Source organism: Frankia sp. AgB1.9 (assembly GCF_016786355.1).
Lineage (GTDB): Bacteria > Actinomycetota > Actinomycetes > Frankiales > Frankiaceae > Pseudofrankia.
In genome coordinates this window covers 1-18270 of the sequence record NZ_JADWYX010000068.1, presented here as the reverse complement: position 1 = coordinate 18270, position 18270 = coordinate 1, and the positions used below count along the sequence as shown (strand labels likewise).

The window sequence follows — 18270 nt, the reverse complement described above, 5'->3', positions numbered from 1 at the left end:
AGAGTTGAGGAGACGCGGTGACCGCGCTCGAGAGTTTCTACATGACGATCGACAACGAGGACTGCGAGTCGGAGTCGGGGGAGACGCTGCGCTGCCTCGCTCCCTACGAGCAGCAGGACTGGGCGGAGATCCCGGCCGCCACGGCCGCGGACGTCGACCGGGCCGTCCGCTCGGCGCACAAGGCGTTCACCGAGGGCTGGTGGCGCCACGACGCGCGCCGCCGCGCGCAGGCGATGGACCGGTTCGCCGACGCCCTGGAGGCCGCCGGACCGGCGTTGGCCCGGCTGGAGATGCGCGACTGCGGCAAGCCGATCCGGGAGGCGCTCGGGGTCACCGGGCAGATCGCGAACTTCTTCCGCTACGGCGCCGGCCTGTGCATGTCCGCGACGGTCGGCGAGATCCAGCAGGGCCCCTCGCCGGCGCTGATGTGCCACACCGTTCGCCAGCCGTACGGCGTCATCGCGGTGCAGGTGCCGTGGAACAACCCGCTCGGCGTCATGGTCCAGGAGGCGGCGCTGGCCCTCGCGGCGGGCAACGCCATCGTGGTGAAGCCGTCGGAGTTCGCCCCGTGCTCGATCCTGGCGCTGGGTGAGGTCGCCCGCCAGGCCGACATCCCGCCCGGCATCATCAACATCGTCTCCGGGCTCGGCCCGGTCACCGGTGCCGCGCTCTGCGACCACCCGCTCGTACGTAAGATCATTTTCACCGGCGGCGGCGCGGCGGCCCAGCTCATCGCCGAGGCGGCGGCGAAGCGTTTCGTGCCGATGGTGCTGGAGCTCGGCGGGAAGTCGCCGAGCGTCATCTTCGAGGACGCCAACCTCGACAACGCCGTGCGGTCGATCTCCGGCGGGTTCACCGGCAGCACCGGGCAGTCCTGCACGGCCGCGTCCCGGGTGCTGGTGCAGGCCTCCATCTACGACGAGTTCGTCGAGCGCCTGGTCGCGGCGGTGAAAGCCTTCCCGCTGGGCGACCCGTCCGACCCGCAGACCGCGATCGGTCCGCTGACCTCCCGGCAGCAGGTCGAGCGGGTCGGCCGGATGGTCCAGATGGGCCTCGACGAGGGCGCGACCGCGGCGTGCGGTGGCGGCCGGCCGACCAGCCCGGAGCTGGCCGACCACCCGTACTTCTTCGAGCCGACCGTCTTCACGAACGTCGACCCGTCCATGCGGATCTTCCGCGAGGAGGTGTTCGGGCCGGTGACGTGCGTGGTGCCGTTCGCGGACGAGAAGGAGGCGCTCGCGCTGGCCAACGACACCGACTACGGCCTCGGCGCCAGCGTGTGGACGAAGGACATCCACCGGGCGCAGCGGATGACCCGCGAGCTCTACGCCGGGACGGTCTGGGTCAACACCTACCGGGTGGGCGACCCGTCGTTCCCGTTCGGCGGCGTCAAGGAGAGCGGCTACGGCCGGGAGTGCGGTCTTGCCGGCTTCCACGAGATGAGCTATCTCAAGAGCGTCCGGATCGCCTACGAGCTCTGACCGACAGATGGGGACCGCGATGCGCGAGCTTGTCCAGACCGAGCGGCGTGGGCGGGTGCTCGTCATCTCGATGTGCCGGGAGGAGAAACGCAACGCGGTGGACCGCGCGCTGGCCGACGCGATCGATGGCGCGCTGAACCGGCTCGACGACGAGACCGACCTCTGGGCCGGCGTGCTCACCGGAACGACCTCGGTGTTCAGCGCCGGCAGCGACCTGCGCTCGAGGGGGGACTACGTCACCGAGCGAGGCGGTGAGTACGGCATCATCCGCCGCGACCGCCGCAAGCCACTCATCGCCGCCGTCGAGGGCCCGGCGCTCGGCGGCGGCATGGAGATCGTGCTGGCCTGCGACCTCGTCGTGGCGTCGACGACCGCGCGTTTCGGCCTGCCGGAAGTCGCCATCGGCGTCGTTCCCACCTGTGCCGGGCTGTTCCGGGCGCCGCAAAGCCTTCCGCTGAACCTGGCCCGGGAACTCATCCTGACCGGCGCCCCGCTGCACGCCGAGCGCGCCTACTCGGCCGGATTCGTCAACGTGCTCACGGAACCGGGCCAGGCGCTCGAGGGGGCGGTCACACTGGCGGAGCGCATCTGCGCGAACGCCCCCGTCTCGGTCCAGGCGTCCCTGGCCGCGGTGAACGAGGCGGCGCGGGCCGCCGACGACGAGGGCTGGGCGGCCACCACCAGGGCGATGGCGCACCTCGCCGACTCGGCGGACGGGCAGGAAGGAATCCAGGCGTTCCTGGAGAAGCGCCGCCCGGTCTGGACCGGCCGCTGACGGACGTCCGCTGACCGGGCGCACCTGCCGGGACAGGACGAACGTGCGCAGCGCCGTGCCGCCACGGCGCGGCGCACACGCTGTCCTACTTCAACAGCGGGTCGCGGGGCAGGCCCAGGATCCGCTCGCCGATCTGGTTGCGCTTGATCTCGGAGGTGCCGCCCCCGATCGACCAGATCCGGTGCGTCAGGTTCAGCATCGCGGGCCGCAGCCCGTCGCCGTCGACGAAGACGAGGTCCGGCGCTCCGGCGACCGCCAGGATCGCCGCGACCTCGTGCGCGAGCTCTGACATGACGAGCTTCGTGATCGCGCCCTCCGGCCCGGGCCCGGCGCCGGCCAGCGCCCGGCTGGCCCGCCGCAGGTTCAGCAGCCGCAGCACCTGCAGCCCCGCGATGTAGTAGCCGATCCGGACGGCCCCGCCTGGCATTCGGTCGGGGTGCGCGTCGTAGGCGTCGAGGAGCGTCGTCGCCGGCGTGGACATGTTCGAGTCGTCGCGCCCGACGCTGATGCTCTCGTTGCCGAGGTTCGCGCGGGCCACGTTCCACCCGTCGTCGACGGCTCCGACGACGTCGGCGTCGGGCACGAACACGTCGGTCAGGAACACCTCGTTGAAGTGGGCACTGCCGTCGGGCTGGCGCAGCGGCCTGATCTCGATGCCGGGCGCCGACATGTCGACGACCATCGTCGTGATGCCCCTGTGCTTCGGCGCGTCGGGGTTCGTCCGCGCCGTGACGAGCCCCTTCGCGGCGAACTGCGCTCCGCTGGTCCAGACCTTCTGGCCGTTGAGCAGCCAGCCTCCCTCGGCGCGGGTGGCGCGGGTCCTGATGCCTGCCGCGTCGGAACCGGCCTCGGGCTCGCTGAACAGCTGGCACCAGATGGTCTCCTGCGCGAGCGCCGGCGGCACCCAGCGGGCGACCTGCTCGGCGGTGGCGTGCTGGATGAGGGTGACCATCTGGTAGCCGGTGATCGGGTCCATCTTGCGGTCGATGCCGGCGGCCATCAGCTCCTGCTCGATGACGACCTGCTCGACCGCCCCCGCCTCCCGTCCCCACGGCCTGGGCCAGTGCGGCATGAGGTAGCCCGTGTCGATCAGTCGTCGTCGCCGCGCCGTCCTCTCCAGCCCGGCCAGCTCGCCGGCGAGGGCGCGGATCTCGGCGCGGAACGCCTCGGCCTCGGGTGGCAGCTCGATGGTCTTGTCCCGGCTGACCCCCCGGCGGGAGAGCTCCACCAGGTCCGCCGCCGCCGTCTCTGGCGCGAGCAGTGCCTGCAGGACGGTGGCTCGCCGCAGGTACAGGTGGGCGTCGTGCTCCCAGGTGAAGCCGATGCCGCCGTGCACCTGGGTGCTGAGGTTCGCGCACAGGTACGCGGCAGGGCCGGCGAGCGCGGCCGCCGCCGCGGCGGCGTAGGTCAGCTGGTCACCACCGCTGGCGGCGGCCCTGGCCGCGTCCCACGCCGCCGCCGTCGCCTTCTCGCTCGCGACGCACATGTTGGCGCAGTGATGCTTGACGGCCTGGAACATGCCGATCTGGCGGCCGAACTGGACTCGGACCCTGGCGTACTCGGCGGCGGCGTCCGTGCAGGCTCCCGCGACGCCGACCGCCTCCGCGGCCAGGATCGTCCGGGCCAGGTCGACCAGCAGGCGGCGGCCACCGGGGATGACGGTGGCGGCCGCGCCGTCGAGCGTGACCCGGCCGGAACGACGGGTCGGGTCCAGGTTCGGTGGCGCTTCCACCGTGACGCCGTCGCCCATCTCGAGGACGGCGACGTCCTCGCCGACGGGCAGGACGAGGACCGTCGCCAGCGCCGCTCCGAGAACGGGACCGGCCTCGCCGGAGACCCTGCCGTCGGCCACGGTGACTTCGCTGGTCAACGCCACGCCGCCGGTGCGCTCGCCGCTCGCCAGGCCGGGCAGCAGACGGGCCCGGGTCGCCTCGTCGGCTCCGGCGGCGACGACCGCGCTGACGATCATCGTCGGGACGAACGGGCCGGGTGCCACGGCTCGGCCCAGCTGCTCGACCACGATCACGAGCTCCTCGATCCCGAAGCCCGATCCGCCGTACTGCTCGGGCAGGTGCAGGCCGAGCCAGCCCAGGTCGGCGGTCTCGCGCCAGCAGGCCGGTAACGACTCGTCCGGCGCCTCCAGCAGGGCCCGGGCCGCCGCGCGCGCGTCGCGCTTGGTCAGCAGGTCTGACGCGGCATCCGCCAGGGCCCGGTGGTCTTCGGAGATGGCGATCGGCACGACACACTTCCTTCGCTAGGACCGTGCGCGGAGTCTCGACCCGTGCTTGACGCACGGATGACAGTTCCTTGTGTGGCGGGCGTCGAGGCCACGCCACCGACCTATTGATAAGTCTCTGTCCTTAAGATAGCGTCGCCGAGCGATGGGGGCGCGCCCTTGGAGCGGGATCATTCGCCGGCGTCCGCCGCCGCGAGACAAGGGGTGCTCGGCGGCCCGCGCGTGCCGGCCGGTGGTAGTGAGGACGAGGGCGGGACGCCGCGCGGGCGTCGGCCCGGCTGGGCTGCGCGTTCCGGGCCCAGCCGTGGCTCACCTGCCCGGCTTAGACGCGGCCTGAGGAGGCGTAGTGACGAAGAAGAAGATAGGGTTGCCGCCCTGGAAATATGAGGAGCGCATTCCGACCGACGACTTCGAGGAGATCATTTATGAAAAGGACGGGCCGATCGGCCGCCTTATCCTGAATGGTCCCGAGAAGCGGAACCCACTCAGCTACGCCAGGATCTGCGAGCTGGCCATGGGCCTGCACGAAATGGACATGGACCCGGACATCCGGGTGGTCATCATCAAGGGCGCGGGCTCGGCCTTCTGCTCCGGGTACGACCTCACGCCGGGCAAGGCGGAGGCCAACAACCCCAACCCCGACGACTACCGGCGGTCGATCGCGTGGGCGGACGTCGGCGACCCGCCCGGCGGCGTCTACTACGACCCGAAGAAGGACCACCCGACCTTCGCGAAGTACGAGTTCTTCGCCAGGGAGCTCTACTTCCGGATCTTCGACCTGCACAAGCCGGTCATCGCGCAGGTCCACGGCTACTGCCTGGCCGGCGGCACCCACCTGGCTGGCTTCTGCGACCTGCGGATCGTCGCCGAGGACGCCCAGATCGGCTTCCCCACGATCCGGCAGCTCACGATCGAGGGCTACCAGTACGAGGTCTGGCTGATGGGCGCGAGCCGAGCCAAGCACTTCCTCTTCACCGGCGACCCGATGGACGGCAGGAAGGCCTACGACTGGGGCTGGGCCTCGGACGTGCACCCGGCGGACCGGCTGGACGAGGAGACGGACAAGCTGGCGCGGAGCATCGCGAAGACCGATCCCGTCCTGCTCATGTCGACCAAGGCCGCCGTCAACCGCCAGCTGGAGCTGCAGGGCTTCCGGACCGGCATGCGCTGGAGCATGGACGTCCACTCGGCGGGTGTGCGCGGCAGCTACGGCTCGAACGCCGACGAGTTCTGGAAGCGTTCCGCGGAAGGCGGGCTTCGGTCCGCGGTGGACTGGCGCGACGACCACTTCGGGATCGAGTACCCCGCGGGCGACGCCGCGCAGTAGGTCCGGCCAGCGGATGCTTGACACACGGACGTACGCCTCGCCCGTGGCCGGTCCCGCGCGATGGGCCGGGCCGGTACCCCGATGACCGGGTACCGGATCGGCCTGCTCGCGGACACCCACATTCCCGAGGCGGGCGACGACCTGCCGGCCGCGGCCTACGCGGCGCTGGCCGGCTGCGACCAGATCCTGCACTGCGGCGACCTGCACACGATCGAGATCGTCGACCGGCTGGAGCGGCTGGCTCCGACGCTGGCCAGCCGTGGCAACGGCGACCCGTACCGGCCGCGGCGCCGCCGCCCCGGCGTCGCCCCGGACCCGCGTGTCCGCGACGTCGTCGTCCTCGACGCGGGTGGCCTCCGGATCGGCATGACCCACGACCTGGGCCACACCGAGGGCCGTCCCGACGACGCGGTCCGGGAGATCCTGGTGCGGACCTTCGACGGCCCAGTCGATTTCGCGGTGTCGGGGCACTCGCACGTCCCGGCGGTGTGGGGCCTGGACGACGGGACCGCGCTGGTCAACCCGGGCAGCCCGACCATGCCGTACGGCTACCTCGGCCTGGTCGGCACGGTCGGAATCCTCGACATCGGCACCGGGGGATTCGAGGTCGTGATTCACGACCTGCGCACCGGCCGGGAACAGCTGCGGCTGACCGGGCCCGGCCCACACCCGTTCCAGCAGGGACCGCGGCCTGTCGGCGGCCGGTGACCCGCGTTTCGGTTGGTCCCGCCGGCGGCCACCCGAGGAGGAAATAAGCAGTGAGACTCAAGGGACGACCGGTTCTGGTCATCGGTGGCGGATCCGGCATCGGCCGGGCCTGCGCGCGAGCGTGCGCGACGGAAGGCGCGTCGGTGATGGTCGCCGACCTGGAGGAGACCGCCGCCCGTGACGCCGTGGCGGAGTTCCAAGGGACGGGCGGTACCGCCTCGTCGGTCGTCACCGACGTGACCGACGAGCAGTCCGTCGCCCGCGCGGTCGCGGCGACGGTCGAGGAGTTCGGGGGCCTGGACACACTCATCACCAGCGCCGGGGGCCGGGTGAGCGACTGGAAGAAGTCCGTCGAGCTTTACCTGACCGGCACCTACTACGCCTGCAAGTACGCGATTCCTGAGCTGGAACGGGCCGGCCGCGGCGTGATCATCAACATCTCGTCCGTCGCGGGCATCACGGGCTCGCTCATCGGCGGGATCGAGCAGACCGGCTACCCCAGCGCGAAACACGGCGTCATCGGGATGACCAAGACGCTCGCGCTCGCCCACGCGAAGCAGGGCATCCGGGTGAACGCGATCTGCCCGGGCTACGTCCGAACCAGGGTGACCGAGCCGATGCACGGCGCGCACGACGGTGGCGCCGGGCTCCTCGAGCAGCTGCGGGTCCCGATGGGCCGGTGGGGCGAGCCGGACGAGATCGGCAGGGTGGCGGCCTTCCTCGCCTCCGACGACGCCTCGTTCATCACCGGCCAGGCCATCGTCGTCGACGGCGGGCTGACCGCCCGCTGAGCGCGGGCCAGCCGGCGGGCGGCCTGGGAACTCGCTACTCCCGCCCCTGACCGCGGCGACCGCAGGCGCGGCGCCCAGCTGTGGCGGTTGACCAAATTGAGTCAATGTACTTAGACTTTGGCCAGCGGCGGCCCTGCCCGATCCCTGCGCGGAGTCTCCCGAATCAGGGAACTCCGGCTGAGCCCATCGATCCAGGGGCCGGTCTCGCACCCTTCCCGCAGCCCGGAGGTCAGCGTGGCAGAGCCCTTCCCGATGCTCGTGGAGCTGGGCAAGATCCGTGAGTTCGCGCGCGCGACCGGGTCGTCGCACGAGGAGTACCTGCGGACCGAGCCGGACGTGGTGTCGCCGGTGACCTTCCTGATGTCGGCGGCCTTCTGGCAGGCGCAGGTGCCGGGGTCGAGCCCGTACGACGAGGTCGAGCCGCTGGATATGAGCCGGATGCTGCACGGTGCGCAGGACTTCTCCTTCCCGGACGGCCCACCCGTGGCGGGCACCCGGCTCGTCGGCCGGTCAAGGTTTGGCCGGACCTACGCCAAGCAGGGCCGGCGCGGCGGCGAGATGACCTTCACCGAGGTGGTGACCGAGTACCGGGACGAGACCGGCCGACTCGTCGCCGAGGTCACAGGTACCTCAATCGCGACCTCGCGCCCGGCCGGCGCATGAGCGCGCCCGACTCAGCCGGCGTGGTGACCTGGGACGACCTGCAGGTCGGTACCCAGCAGCCGCCACGGGTCGAACGGCCCCTCACCGTGACTGACTTCGTTCGTTACCAGGGCGCTTCGGGCGACCTGAACCCGATCCACCACGACACGGCGTTCGCCACCGCGGCGGGTTATCCGGGCCCCTTCGCCGTCGGCATGCGCCAGGCCGGTGTGCTCGCCACGTACGTGACGGACTGGCTCGGGCCACGCAACGTCCGCGCCTTCGGCGTGCGTTTCGCCCGCCAGGCCTGGCCGGGCGACGTGCTGACGTACTCGGCCGAGGTGGTCGCGCGCCGCGAGGTGGACGGTCAGCGCCTCGTCGACGTCGCGCTGCGCTGTGCGCGCCAGAACGGTGAGGAGCACCTGACCGGCACCGCGACGTTCGTCGTCCCCCGGTAGCGCCGGGGCGCTTGTGTACCGGCCGTGGCCGCGGGCAGTCGGTGATCCGGGCAGTGAAGTGGCCGAGAAGTCGATGACGAGAAAACGGGTGAGGAGTTCCTGTGGGAGCGCTTGAGGGCCGGGTCGCCGTGATCACCGGAGCCGGCCGTGGGCTGGGCCGGGAGCATGCGCTGCTGTTCGCCCGCGAGGGGGCCTCAGTCGTCGTGAACGACGTCGGCGGCGCGCGCGACGGTTCGGGTGCGGACGACACGCCCGCGGCCGAGGTCGTACGGGAGATCGAGGCGCTCGGCGGCCGGGCCGTCGTGAACGGTGACGACGTCAGCGACGCGGCCGGCGCGCAGCGACTGGTCCGCCAGGCAATCGACGAGTTCGGCGCCCTGCACATCCTGGTCAACAACGCCGGAATCCTGCGGGACCGCATGATCGTCAACATGGGCGACGACGAATGGGATGACGTGATCCGCGTACATCTTCGCGGTCACTTCCTGCCGACTCGCGCCGCCGCGCAGTATTGGCGCGAGCAGCACAAGGCAGGACAGGTCCTCAATCCAGCCGTGGTCAACACGACCTCCACGTCGGGGCTGTTCAATCACGCCGGCCAGGGAAACTACGGGGCCGCGAAGACGGCGATCGCCTGCCTGACGATGATCAGCCATTCGGAGCTCGGGCGCTACGGCGTGCGGGTGAACGCCATCGCGCCGTCCGCGCTGACCCGGATGACCGCGCCCGCGGGCGACGCGACGCTGGCGGACGAGGTCGTGGCGCGGCTGGACCCGGCGAACGTGTCGCCCTTCGTCGCCTACCTGGCCACGGAGACCTGCCCGATCGAGGGGCGGATCTTCTTCGTGTCGGGCGGGAAGGTGCTCCTGTTCCAGCCCTTCGCCATCGTCGACGGGATCGAGACCGAGGGTCGGTGGACGGTGGAGGCGCTGCAGACGGCGGCGCCGCGCCTGGCGGAGGTCCCCTTCACTCTCAACCGGCCGTACTGATCGGCCCGTCGGGAGGTCGGCCGCGGCGCGGCCTCCAGCCGGGCGCCGGCGGCGAGAGGTTCCTGCCGGCTCACCCTTGCACCTCATATGTAATCCAGATAACTTAAACATCAGGGTCTAGTAGTCGATCAATGGTTCGACGGCCGGGCCCGCCGGTCGGCGGGCGGGCATCGAGGCGAGGAGGCGCTCATGGGGCGAACTGTGGGACCGCGTCGAGATCCTCGCTCGTTCAGAACCCGCACCGTCGCGTCGCGGCGCACCATGCTGGGGGAGTTATCGTGAGTCTGACCGTAAGCACGCCCGCGGCCGGCGCCGTCATCAGTGATACGGACCGCTATCTGATCGTCTCCAGCGACTCGCATGCCGGCCCGGCGCTGGAAAGGGACCTCCGGCCGTATTGCCCACCGAGGTATCTCGCCGACTTCGACAGCTACGCCGACCGTTATCGCCAGGCATTGTCGACGATGCCGGACCCGATGATCGAGGACGCGACCCAGCCGGCCCTCGACGCCTACGCGGCGCTGCTGGCCTGCGACGGCCTCCACGATCCGCATGCGTTCCTTCGTGACATGGACGCCGAGGGAATCGCCACGCAGGTGATCTTCGCCGGGGGTGGGAACAAGGAACCGCTGCCCTGGTCGGACGGCTTCAACGCGGGCGACCCGAGCACCGACCCGGCGCTGCGCGCCGCGGGCGGCCACATCTGGAACCAGTGGCTGGCGGACTTCGCGTCCGTGGGCCCGGAGCGCCTCCTGGGCGTCATGCAGATCCCGATCTGGGACATTCCAGCTGCCATCGACGAGATCGTCTGGGGCAAGGAGCACGGGCTGCGGGCGATCAACTTCCCTGCGCCCAGGCCGGACTACCCCGCGTACAACGACCCGGTCTACGAGCCGTTCTGGTCGGCGGTCGAGGAGATCGACCTCCCGCTGGTCTGCCACGTCGCGAGCGGCCTGCGCCCGACGATCTCCGGCCGCGGCGCCTTGATGATCTTCGCGACCGAGCTGCAGTTCTACAGCCGGCGGGCGTTCGGGCAGATGGCCTTCGGAGGCGTCTTCGACCGGCACCCCCGGCTGCGGCTCGGGTTCGTGGAGCAGCGCGCGGGCTGGGTCGCCGAGCACATCAAGGAGCTCGACTCCTGTTACGTGGACCCGCGCCGTGACTACAGCGACAAGCCGGACAGGTCGCCGGGCGAGTACTGGCGTGAGAACTGCTTCGTCGGGTGCAGCTTCATGGCCCGCTACGAGGCCGAGCTCCGCCACGACATCGGGCTGAACACCCTGCTGTGGGGCTCGGACTATCCGCACGTCGAAGGCACCTGGCGGCGCACTCCGCAGGCTCTTCGCAAGACGTTCGCGGGGCTGCCCCGAGCCGACGTCCGGGCCATCCTCGGGGACAACGCCCTGCGGGTGTACGGGCTCGATGAAAGCGTCCTGCGGCCGGTCGCGGACCGCATCGGACCGACCGCGGCCGAACTCGACCGACCGCTGCCGCCCGACGAGCATCCCGCTCATCTGGGGCTGGCCTTCCGGGAGTTCGGGCCGTTCGCCTAGGCCAGTTGACCGGTCGTCGCGCACCCGGCGGCCGTGGCTGTCGGGGTCGGCCCGGCTTCCCGGCCTGGCCGGCACCGCGACGCGTCCGCCCTGGTCAGCGGACCCGTACAGTGCCCGGCGGTGCGTGTCACCGGCGGGCGGATCAGAACTCAAGGAGAGCATCGTGACAGGCCGGCTTGAAGGCAAGGTCGCATTCATCACGGGCGCCGCGCGGGGCCAGGGACGCGCGCACGCCCTCCGGATGGCGCAGGAGGGCGCCGACATCATCGCGGTCGACATCTGTCGCGACATCGCGTCGAACCCGTACCCGATGTCCCGGCCCGAGGACCTCGCGGAGACCGAGCGCCTCGTGAAGGAGACGGGCCGGCGGATCGTGGCCCGCCAGGGCGACGTGCGCGAGCGGCCCGAGCTGCGGTCCGCGCTGGACGACGGTCTGCGCGAGTTCGGCAGGCTGGACATCCTGGTGGCCCAGGCCGGCATCCTGCCGATGCACCCCGAGAAGCCGAACCCGATGGACTTCGTCGACGCCGTCGACGTCGACCTCCTCGGGGTGATGAACGCCGTCGCGGTGAGCCTGCCGCACCTGGGCGACTGGTCCTCGATCATCATCACCGGCTCGACCGCGGCCCAGATGGAGCACACGGTGCAGGGCGACCCGGGCGGCTCCGGCTACGGCTACGCCAAGACGATGCTGATGGAGTACACCCGCCAGATGGCCACGCACCTCATGGCGCAGCCGGTCCGGGTCAACTGCATTCACCCGACGAACGTCAACACGAGCCTGCTCCACAACGAGCTCATCTACAAGCTGCACCGGCCGGACCTCGAGAACCCCACCCGCGAGGACGTCGAGCCGGTCTTCCAGGCGACGCAGGGCATGCCCATTCCGTACATCCAGCCGCTGGACGTGGCCAACCTGGCGCTCTTCCTCGCGTCCGACGAGGCCCGGTACATCACCGGCCAGAACATCTGCGTGGACGCCGGGTCGCTGCTCAAGACGCCGGTGCACAGCGGCGGTTACTGATCGTCTGAGGTGGGCGCCGGCAATCCGGTGAACGCCGCCGCCGGAATGCCCAACCCGGGTACCGGACCGAAGCAGACAAGGAAGCTGAACGTGATCACACAGGAAGTCGACATCAATTTCGATCTCCCAGAGATCGTCACCGATCCGGTCCCCACCTACGACCTGATTCGTTCCGCCGGCCGCGTCGTGCTCAACAAGCGGTTAGGCGTGTGGATGGTGCCCGGGTACGAGGACGTGCTCACCGTGCTGCACACCCCGGCGATCTTCTCGAACGCCGCGTACGGCATGGGCGAGCTGCCGCCGATTCTTGACGGCGCCGAGATCATGATCAACGCGGATCCGCCGAAGCACCAGCCGCTGCGCAAGGTGGCGCTGAACGCGTTCGTCCGGCGCAGCCTCCGCAAGATGGAGGACACGATCCAGCAGGTCGTCACGGATCTGCTGGACGACCCCGCGCTGGCCGACCAGCTGGCGGGCGGCGGTGAGGCCGAGCTGGTGAACGCCTACTGCCGGCCGCTGCCCGCCCAGGTCATCGCGCGCCTGCTCGGCGTGCCGCTGAGCGACCTGCCGGACTTCGTCCGCTGGTCGGACGACCTCTCCGCGCTCATGGACTCGGGGCAGCGGGGGACACCCGAGTTCGAGGTGCGCTGGCAGCGCGGCGCCGACTCCGGCGTGGAGATGAAGGCCTACCTGACCGACCAGATCAACCGGCACCGCCGCGAGGAGCACGACGACCTCATCAACGACCTGCTGGTCGCCAACGAGAACGGCATCCTGGACGACAAGGAGCTGCTCGCCACCTGCGTCCTGCTGATGATCGCGGGAAACGAGACCACCACCAAGCTCATCGGAACGTCGCTGCGGCTGCTGGGCAGCAATCCCGATGTCCGGCGCTCCCTCGTCGAGGACCCGAGCCTCACCGCGAATGCCGTCGAGGAGATCCTGCGGTACGAGGGCGTCACCACCATCGTTCCCCGCAACCTCACCCAGGACACGACCCTGGCAGGCGTGGATCTGCCCGCGGGATCGATCGTGATGGCGCTGCTCGGCGCGGCCAACCGCGACCCCGAGGCCTTCGAGGACCCGAACAGGTTCGACATCTCCCGGCACACCTCGAACAGGCATGTGGCGTTCGGGCACGGTATCCACCTCTGCCTGGGCAACCAGCTCGCCCGGATGGAAGCTCGGCTGGCGCTGTCGGCCTTCCTGAACCGCTACCCCACCTACGAGCTGGGGGACTGGCAGTACCGGGGCGTGTTCCTCACCCGGGGGCTCGACTATCTGAAGATCTCGGTCGGCCGGTGACGACCATCAAGGGGCAGCAGTGACTTTCTTCGGTGTGCACGCCGGTCCGCAGATGTGCACCATGGACGAGCTGCACCAGGTGTGGCGGGCGTCCGAGGACCTGGGCTTCGACTGGGTCAGCATCTGGGACCACTTCTACGCCAACCCACGGGCTTTCGACGAGTCCTGCTTCGAGGCGGTGGCCAGCCAGGCCGCGCTCGCGGCGACGACCTCGCGGGTCCGGGTCGGCTCGCTGGTCTACTCGGCGGGGTACCGGCATCCGGCCGTCCTGGCGAACGCGGCCGTGACGATCGACCACATCTCGAACGGCCGCCTCGAACTCGGCGTCGGGGCCGGCTGGCACAAACCCGAATACGAGGGCTACGGCATTCCGTTCGAGACGCCCGGCGTGCGGCTGCGTCGGCTCGCCGAGTCCATCGAGATCATCAGGGCGCTCTGGACGACCGACGTGGTCGACTACGACGGCGAGTTCTACACACTGCGCGGTGCTCGCTGCGTTCCCAAGCCGGTCCAGCCGTCGGCGCGGATCTGGGTGGGCGGTACCCAGCCCAGGGCGCTTGCCCTGGCCGGCCGGCTCGGCGACGCCTGGAACGTCGCGGCGGTGTCGCCGAAGGAGTTCGAGCAGAAGTACGAGATCGTGCGCCAGAACGCGCCCGACCCCGACCGGCTCGCGACGGGCGTGAACCTCGTCTACGTCGGCGTCGGGGAGAACGGCCTCGAGGCGGAACTGCGCAAGCGGCTTTACGACCCGACCCAGTCGCAGCTGACGGACAACATGCTCGTCGCCGACGACATGTCCCGCGTGGCCGACCGGGTCAAGGAATACGTCGACGCCGGCGTGCAGTGGATCATCCTCAACATTCGTGCCCCGTTCGACCTCGACCCCCTGCGCCGATTCGCCGAAGAGGTCATACCCCTGTTCCGCTCTTAGGAGGGAGTGAAGCAATGACGCAGCCCCGAGACACCGTGTTGACACTGCGGCACCCGGACAAGTTCTTCATCGGCGGGGCGTGGGTCGAGCCTTCCAGCGAGGCGCGCTTCGGGGTCGTCGACTCGCATACCGAGGAAGTCTTCCTCACGGTGGCCGAGGCGCAGGAAGCGGACGTCAGGCGTGCGGTCGACGCCGCGTACGAGGCGTTCAACCACGGTCCGTGGCCCAGGCTCTCGCACGCCGAGCGGGCCGAGTACCTGCGAGCGGTCGCGAAGGGGATCAGGGACCGGGCCGAGGACTTCGGCCTCGCCCTTCCCCGCGAGAGCGGAATGATTCACGCCATCGCGCGGGGTGCTCCGCACATGGAGGCGGGCTTCTACGAGCTCTTCGCCGGGATGGCCGACACCTTCCCGTTCGAGGAGCCGGCGAAGGCCAGCTACGGCGGCTTCGGTCTGATCGTGCGGGAGCCCGTCGGCGTCGTGGGCGCGATCGTGCCCTGGAACGGGCCGCTGTCGACCATCGTCCAGAAGACCGCGCCGGCGCTGCTGGCCGGTTGCACGGTGATCGTGAAGTCCGCGCCCGAGTCCCCGGTCGAGGGGCTCCTGCTCGCCGAGATCATGGAGTCGGTCGGGCTGCCGCCCGGCGTCATCAACTTCGTGACCGCGGACCGGCAAGCGTCGGAGGCCCTGGTCAGGGACCCCCGGGTCGACAAGATCACGTTCACTGGCTCCACGGCTGCCGGTCGGCGCATCGCCTCGATCTGTGGCGAGCGGATCGCCCGCTGCACGCTGGAGCTCGGCGGCAAGTCGGCGGCCGTCATCCTCGACGACTTCGACATCGCCGAGGCAGCCGCGACGCTGACCTTCTTCGAGTGCATCAACACGGGGCAGGTCTGCTCGTCGCTCACCAGGATCGTGGTCACCAAGGACCGGCACGACGCGATGGTCGAGGCGCTCGCGGACCTGTTCTCGCGGGTGAAGGTCGGAGATCCGTTCGAGGCGGACACCGGGATGGGCCCGCTCGTGTCGCGGCGGCAGCGCGACCGGGTCGAGGGCTACATCGCCAAGGGCATCTCGGACGGCGCGAAGCTCGCCGCGGGTGGTGGCCGCCCGCGGGACCTCGACCGTGGCTGGTACGTCGAGCCGACGGTTTTCGGGGACGTCGACAACGGTTCGACGATCGCCCAGGAGGAGATTTTCGGACCCGTCCTCAGCGTCATCCGAGCCGAAAACGAGGAAGACGCGGTACGGATCGCGAACGAGTCGAATTTCGGCCTGAACGCTTCGGTCTTCACCAACGACCTCGAGCGGGCTCAGGCCGTTGCCGGACAGCTGAGGTCGGGCACGGTCGGGCACAACACGATGGCGACCGACTTCGGCATCGCGTTCGGTGGCTTCAAGCAGTCCGGCATCGGCCGGGAAGGCGGCACCGAAGGTCTTCTCCCGTTCCTCGAGACGAAGACGGTCATTTTGAAAAACACCCCGGACAGGTACCGTCTGTAGGAATCTGTTCGCCGGGTGGATGGGGGCCACCCGGCGAATCCGGCGCCGTTCATCCGGCCACGCACTGCACCTAGGGCATACTAAAGCGGTGTCTTCCTCGACGCGCGGCCAAGCGCCGGAACCGACGCCGAAGGCGGGCGGTCGAGACCGGTCGAACTCCCGGGGTGAGGCGACCCGCCTCCTGTTGCTGGAGAAGGCGGAGGAGCTCTTTGCGCATCGAGGAATCTCGGCGGTGCCATTGCGCGACATCGGTACGGCTGCGGGTCAGAAGAACAACGTCGTGGTCCAGTACCATTTCGGTGATCGTGAGAGCCTGATCCGGGAGATAGCCTCGTACCGGGGCCGGCTGAGCGAGCAGGTGCGGGTGGAGCTGCTCGCGGACCTGTTCGCCACGGGAAGTTCACCACGGGTCACCGATCTGGTTCGGGCCTGGATCAGGGCACTGTCGTGCCATCTGGAAGCGGACAACTTCTACCTGGCGTTCCTGTCGCGCTACGTCATTGAACGCGGCGGCTACGTGGGCCTCGAAGGCATGGAGATCAGCAACACGATCTACACGTTCACCTCGATGCTGCGCCGGCTCCTGCCGACCCATCCGGGGACCATCCTCGAAGAGCGCTGGATGGTCATGATGACCAGCGCGGTCCACACGCTCGCCCGCTATCAGACGTCCTTGCGGGCGGGTGGCCTGCCGGCGCCGCTCCCTCGTCTGGTCGCCGATCTCGTGGTTCTCTTCGCGGCGGCGCTCGAAGCGCCTCCCGCGGGGATCGAAGCGGGCGTCGAGGCGGGCTGACCGCCCCGGGCCGCACGGTCCGCACCGCGGGGCTGCTTCCCGCACTGTTCACGAGGCCTGGCCGTTGACCAAGGTTTCGTCTCGCGCCCCGGCCGTCGGCGCGCCAGGTCTGCCCACGGATCGCCGTACGCGCGCGGGCGGTCGGTGGCGCACCCCGCGCGGCCTGACCTGCGCCGCGAGCAGGGCAGACACCCCTCTTCGGCACCTCGAAGCCATGGACGTTTCAACCTCCGTAAATTAAGCTCCTTAGCTGAGTCTTCATGAACGCCTCTGTCGTCGCCATGCGACGCCGCGACGCTCGTTCCGCTGTCGACCGATAGCTCACCCGACCAAGGAGGAACCAGTGTTTCGTCGAGTATCTGGTGTAGTGGCGGCGATCGCGGCCACCACACTCGTCGCGGCCGCCTGTGGCAGTAGTGGAAGTGGCGGCGGCGGAGGAGCTTTATCGTCGCCGACAGCAGGCGCCAGGGTCTCGATCAAGGTGGGAATCCTGACGGACGCGACCGGTCCGGGTAACGCCACCGCGGCGGCCGTCGACGGGATCAAGGCGGGTATCTACAACGCCAAGAAAGACGGCATCGACATCCAGTACGTCGTGGCCGACACGGGTACGAACCCGGCGACGGCCCTCACCGCCGCGACGCGCCTCGTTCAGCAGGATCGCGTCACGGTGGTCATGGCGTACTCCTCCGTGCTGTTCGCCGCCGCGCCCTACCTGACGGCGCACAACGTCCCGGTCGTCGGCGTCGCGCAGGACGGCCCCGAGTGGATCTCGGACCACAACATGTTCTCGGTGTTCGGCCCGGCTCACCAGGAGCTGGTGTCGACCACCTTCGCGAAGTTCTTCAAGCAGCAGGGCGCCACGATCCTCGGCTCCCTCGGCTACGGCATCGCGCCCAACTCGGCACTGTCCGCGAAGGCCCTGGGCGTCTCCGGTCCCGCCGAGGGCCTGAAGATCGGCTACATGAACCCGAACTTCGCGTTCGGTGGCACGGACGTCGGTCCGGTCGCGCTGGCGGTGAAGGACGCCCACGTCGACGGCTTCCAGACCACGACGGCCATCTCGGCCAACTTCACCCTGCTCAGGGCGATGCGGGACATCAACGGCCTGCCGAAGACGGTCGTGCTCTTCACGGGGTACGGCGCCGAGCTGATCAATGCCGGCGCGACGGCTCAGCGAGACGCCCAGGGCGTGTACTTCCCGATCTCCTACGAGCCGATCGAGCTGAACACCCCGGCGACGCAGAGGTTCCAGGCGGCGCGCAAGGCGGTCGGGCTGGCCGGCCTCCCCAGCTACGCCGAGTACTTCGGCTACGCGGGCGTGGACCTGCTGGAGGCGGGGCTGAAGGGGTCAGGCCCGACGCCGAGCGCGGCCAAGATTATCAGCACGTTGAGCACCGTCCACAACTTCACCGCCTATGGGCTGACCGGGGACCACAGCTTCGACGTCAACGACCGGACCCACGTCGTGAACGGCCCGGCGAACTGCATGTGGTTCACCCAGTTCGAGAGCGGCAAGTTCGTGCCGGTCAAGGGCGCCTCACCGCTGTGTGGGGAACTGCTGGAGGGCAAGACGGTGTCGCTCACCCAGTAGCTCGGTGATGGGTGAAACGTCCGCCGAATCCGGTGGGCGAAGGCAGGCGGCTCCGGGGGGGGGCCCCCACGGGCGGGCGGGGCGGGCCGCGGCCCAGCGCGGCAGCGGCCAGCGCGGTACGGCGTTGCCCGCGAGAGTCCAGAGCGAGCAGGCGAGGCAGC

Annotated in this window: 16 protein-coding genes; 15 read left to right on the top strand and 1 reads right to left on the bottom strand. The window is 69.9% G+C overall.

Annotation, left to right across the window (positions count from 1 at the left end):
- Positions 1-17: 17 nt before the first annotated feature.
- Both I6A60_RS24955 and I6A60_RS24950 read left to right on the top strand, forming a co-directional pair.
- Complete coding sequence (locus tag I6A60_RS24955) at positions 18-1481, top strand: aldehyde dehydrogenase family protein (protein WP_203024867.1); 1464 nt, start codon at positions 18-20, stop codon at positions 1479-1481.
- A gap of 19 nt (positions 1482-1500) precedes the next feature.
- Complete coding sequence (locus tag I6A60_RS24950; protein WP_203024868.1) at positions 1501-2256, top strand: enoyl-CoA hydratase-related protein; 756 nt, start codon at positions 1501-1503, stop codon at positions 2254-2256.
- A gap of 85 nt (positions 2257-2341) precedes the next feature.
- Here I6A60_RS24950 and I6A60_RS24945 read toward each other — a convergent pair whose 3' ends face one another.
- A complete protein-coding gene (locus I6A60_RS24945; RefSeq protein ID WP_203020906.1) occupies positions 2342-4495 on the bottom strand; it encodes an acyl-CoA dehydrogenase in 2154 nt (717 codons plus the stop codon).
- A gap of 343 nt (positions 4496-4838) precedes the next feature.
- Here I6A60_RS24945 and I6A60_RS24940 point away from each other — a divergent pair, with 343 nt between their 5' ends.
- The 13 genes from I6A60_RS24940 to I6A60_RS24880 all read left to right on the top strand — a co-directional run bounded on the left by I6A60_RS24940 (position 4839) and on the right by I6A60_RS24880 (position 18109).
- A complete protein-coding gene (locus tag I6A60_RS24940) occupies positions 4839-5819 on the top strand; it encodes an enoyl-CoA hydratase-related protein (RefSeq protein WP_203020908.1) in 981 nt (326 codons plus the stop codon).
- A gap of 81 nt (positions 5820-5900) precedes the next feature.
- Positions 5901-6527 (top strand): metallophosphoesterase, encoded by a 627-nt coding sequence (locus tag I6A60_RS24935; RefSeq protein WP_203020910.1) that lies wholly within the window; start codon positions 5901-5903, stop codon positions 6525-6527.
- Between the two features lie 50 nt (positions 6528-6577).
- Positions 6578-7318 carry an SDR family NAD(P)-dependent oxidoreductase gene (locus I6A60_RS24930; protein WP_203020912.1) on the top strand — a complete coding sequence of 247 codons (741 nt, stop codon included), beginning with the start codon at positions 6578-6580 and terminating at the stop codon, positions 7316-7318.
- A 234-nt stretch (positions 7319-7552) separates the two neighbouring features.
- Positions 7553-7981, top strand: a complete 429-nt coding sequence (locus tag I6A60_RS24925) for a MaoC family dehydratase N-terminal domain-containing protein (RefSeq protein ID WP_203020913.1) — start codon at positions 7553-7555, stop codon at positions 7979-7981.
- Entirely contained in the window at positions 7978-8418 is a 441-nt protein-coding gene (locus tag I6A60_RS24920) for a MaoC/PaaZ C-terminal domain-containing protein (RefSeq protein WP_203020915.1), read from the top strand. Before I6A60_RS24925 ends, I6A60_RS24920 begins: the two co-directional genes overlap by 4 nt.
- Positions 8419-8519: 101 nt before the next feature.
- A complete protein-coding gene (locus I6A60_RS24915) occupies positions 8520-9407 on the top strand; it encodes an SDR family oxidoreductase (protein ID WP_203020917.1) in 888 nt (295 codons plus the stop codon).
- A 278-nt stretch (positions 9408-9685) separates the two neighbouring features.
- Positions 9686-10960, top strand: coding sequence for an amidohydrolase family protein (locus I6A60_RS24910; RefSeq protein WP_203020919.1), 1275 nt, complete (start codon positions 9686-9688; stop codon positions 10958-10960).
- 163 nt (positions 10961-11123) lie between these two features.
- Complete coding sequence (locus I6A60_RS24905; protein WP_203020921.1) at positions 11124-11984, top strand: mycofactocin-coupled SDR family oxidoreductase; 861 nt, start codon at positions 11124-11126, stop codon at positions 11982-11984.
- A 90-nt stretch (positions 11985-12074) separates the two neighbouring features.
- Positions 12075-13289 carry a cytochrome P450 gene (locus tag I6A60_RS24900; protein WP_203020923.1) on the top strand — a complete coding sequence of 405 codons (1215 nt, stop codon included), beginning with the start codon at positions 12075-12077 and terminating at the stop codon, positions 13287-13289.
- A gap of 19 nt (positions 13290-13308) precedes the next feature.
- On the top strand, positions 13309-14220 hold the full coding sequence (locus tag I6A60_RS24895; protein ID WP_203020925.1) for an LLM class flavin-dependent oxidoreductase: 912 nt from the start codon (positions 13309-13311) through the stop codon (positions 14218-14220).
- 14 nt (positions 14221-14234) lie between these two features.
- On the top strand, positions 14235-15722 hold the full coding sequence (locus tag I6A60_RS24890) for an aldehyde dehydrogenase (RefSeq protein WP_203020927.1): 1488 nt from the start codon (positions 14235-14237) through the stop codon (positions 15720-15722).
- 184 nt (positions 15723-15906) lie between these two features.
- Positions 15907-16515 (top strand): TetR/AcrR family transcriptional regulator, encoded by a 609-nt coding sequence (locus I6A60_RS24885; protein WP_238436176.1) that lies wholly within the window; start codon positions 15907-15909, stop codon positions 16513-16515.
- Positions 16516-16996: 481 nt separating this feature from the next.
- Positions 16997-18109 (top strand): ABC transporter substrate-binding protein, encoded by a 1113-nt coding sequence (locus I6A60_RS24880; protein WP_307873853.1) that lies wholly within the window; start codon positions 16997-16999, stop codon positions 18107-18109.
- Positions 18110-18270: the final 161 nt, after the last annotated feature.